Consider the following 2967-nt stretch of genomic DNA (forward strand, 5'->3'; position numbering starts at 1 on the left):
CCGCCAGGTCGACGCCGGCTCCTGCAACGGCTGCGAGTTGGAGATCCACGCGCTGAATAATCCCTATTACGACCTGGAGCGCTTCGGACTGCACTTCGTCGCCTCCCCGCGCCACGCCGACGCCCTGCTGGTCACCGGCCCCGTCTCCCGCCATATGGAGACGGCCCTGCGCCGCACCTGGGCCGCGACCCCGATTCCAAAGCTCGTGATCGCCGCCGGCACCTGCGCCTGCGACGGCGGTGAATTCGGCGTCTCCTACGCCAGTTGCGGGGCGGTGGAGAATGTCATACCGGTGGATGTGAAGATCCCCGGTTGCCCGCCCGCGCCCCTGGACCTGCTGCGGGGTCTGTTAGCGGCGCTTGGGCGCGGTGCCGCGACGGTTAACCTGGGAAACGCAGCCGATTCTTGACCCGCCCCAGCGGGACGCCGCCATCGCCCCTCCGGGCGTCCCCAGAAAGCCATCAATTCGATCGTCCGGCAACAGGGCATCCGCGCAGGCCGCCCCGGTCGACCGACTGTGTCTACATCCTTCCGTCGGCCCAACCACTGCCAACGAGTCCTGGACGCGAATCACAGGCATCCGGTAAGCTATACTTCTGCACTGTACTCGAAGGCATACTCCCGCCCCCCGACCACGGAGACCGCCATGGCCACCTTCAGGGACCCCACCGACCGCCTTCTCGCGGACCTCTTCGCTGCCCTGCGCCGCGACGTCCTCAACCCTGCCGAACCCAGCCGCGCGCACCAGGATCTGCAACTCCACCTGACCCAGTTGGAGCGGGAGATCCGCGGGCGCCGGACGACCCAGCGATCCCGGTACGAGCCCCGCGACAGCCGCGCGGACCTCTATGATTTGGCCCCGGTGGCCTGTGCCACGCTCGACCACCACGGCCGGATCACCCAATTGAACAAGGCGGCCACCCAACTGCTGGAGGTCGAGCGACAACCGGCGCCGGGGCTGGTGCTCGGCTCCAGGCTTGCCCCCGCAGATCGGCGCGTCCTACTCGCCAGCCTCGCGCGGGTGTTGAGCAAGGGCGAGGATGAATCCATCGAAGTGAGCCTGGGACACCCACCGGCACCCGGGCGCGACCTGCTCCTGGTCATCCGCCGCGAGCCGCCAAGCCCGGCCGAGGAGGTCCCCGCCGCCTGCTACGTCGCCCTGTTGGATATCACCGAAGTCAAGCGGACCCAGGCCGCACTGACTCGCCGCCAGGGCTTTCTGCAGTCAGTCATCGACAGTGTCGCGGCCCCTATCCTTGTGATCGGCACCAACTACCAGGTGCTGTTGACCAACGCCGCGGCGCTGGCGGCAGGTCCGCTGGCCGCCGAAGGACCGGACGGACCCGGTCCGGCGCACGCGGTGTTGGCGGGAGCCACGGCCGTGAAGATGATCCAGCGCCATCTGGGGCCGGACGGGCGGCCCCGCTGGATCGAGTTGATCGGCACGCCCCTGCGCAGCCCTGACGGCGAGGTCTTGGGCGTGATCGAGTCCGCTTACGACATCACCACGCATGTGGACCTGACCGAACAGCTCAAAGAGCGTGAACTGCAACTGACACACGCGGCGCATCACGACGCACTCACCGGGCTGCCCAACCGCTTTCTCTTGGCCGACCGCCTGAATCAGGCGATGCGTCAGGCCCATCGACAGAACCGGCAGACGGCAGTGCTCTTCCTCGATCTGGATCGCTTCAAGTCGATCAACGACAGCCTTGGACACGCCATCGGCGACCAGGTGTTGAAGCAGGCCGCCCAGCGCATTTGCGCCGTCGTGCGCGAGAGCGACACGGTCGCCCGCCTGGGTGGCGATGAGTTCGTCGTCATCCTCACCGGATTGAAGGAAGGCAGCGAAGCCGCATTGCCCGCCGAGACGCTGCTCGCGACACTTAAAGAGCCTTTCACGGTCACTACCCCGCCCCTCGCTGTGACCGCGAGTGTCGGCATCAGCCTCTACCCGCAGGACGGCACCGACGTGGACGCGCTGCTGACCCACGCCGACGCCGCCTTGTACCAGGCCAAGGGCGAGGGCCGCGACACCTTCCGCTACTACACCGATACCATGACGGCGCATCCCTTCGCCCAGGTCTCCCTTGAGGCAGCCCTACGCCAGGCCGTCGCCAACCAGGAATTCGTCCTCCATTACCAGCCCCAGCATGACCTGGAGACCGGCCGGATCGCCGGTCTGGAGGCGCTGATCCGTTGGAACCACCCATTGATGGGTTTGATCGAGCCAATGCAGTTCATCCCCATGGCGGAGTCCACAGGGATCATCGCCCCGATCAGCGCCTGGGTGGTGCGCGCCGCTGCGGCCCAGATGAAGGCATGGCGGGACCAGGGGCTGCTGAGTGACGCGGCGGTCTGGGTCAACTTGTCGACTCGCGACATGCAGAACCCGGACCTCGCAGCGGGCATCGAGGATATCGTCCGCGAGGCCGGTTTGGCCCCGGCCGACTTCGCGGTCGAGATCACCGAAAGCTGGATCATGCTCAACCCGGAGGCAGCGGCCGGAAACATTCGCCGCCTCCAGACCTCAGGTATCGACGTCGGTATCGATGACTTCGGCACCGGGTACTCCTCCCTGGCTGCGCTCAAGCGTCTGGCCGTCCGCGAGTTCAAGATCGACCGGTCCTTCATCGCGGCGCTTCCCGGGGGTGCGGACGACAGCGCCATCGCACGCGCGGTCATCGCCCTGGGCCGGGCACTGGGCCTACGCGTCGTCGCGGAGGGGATCGAAACCCAAGCCCAGGCAGAGTTCCTCCACACCGAGGGGTGCCAGTTCGGCCAGGGCTTCTATTTCAGCCGCGCGCTCCCGGCAGCAGAGTTCGAGGTCTACGCCCGGGCCCAGCCCCAACTGCCGCCGCCGACCGAGGCAAGACGATTGCAGTAACGATCGGTGCAGCCGCTTGTGCGCCTTGATCATAACCCCGGCCACACGCCCTTGCAGCAACCCGTCGCGGCCGGGGGGCC

At 67.3% G+C, this 2967-nt stretch carries 2 protein-coding genes; both read left to right on the forward strand.

The genetic code is table 11. From position 1 onward, the window contains the following. Positions 1-409, forward strand: a 409-nt coding sequence (locus QZY48_RS11420; RefSeq protein WP_295430979.1) for a hydrogenase, incomplete at its 5' end; no start/stop codon positions are given. A gap of 237 nt (positions 410-646) precedes the next feature. Further along, positions 647-2887 (forward strand): EAL domain-containing protein, encoded by a 2241-nt coding sequence (locus QZY48_RS11425; protein ID WP_295430980.1) that lies wholly within the window; start codon positions 647-649, stop codon positions 2885-2887. Positions 2888-2967: the final 80 nt, after the last annotated feature.

Origin of the sequence: uncultured Thiodictyon sp. (genome assembly GCF_903828115.1) — a bacterium.
GTDB lineage: Bacteria > Pseudomonadota > Gammaproteobacteria > Chromatiales > Chromatiaceae > Thiodictyon.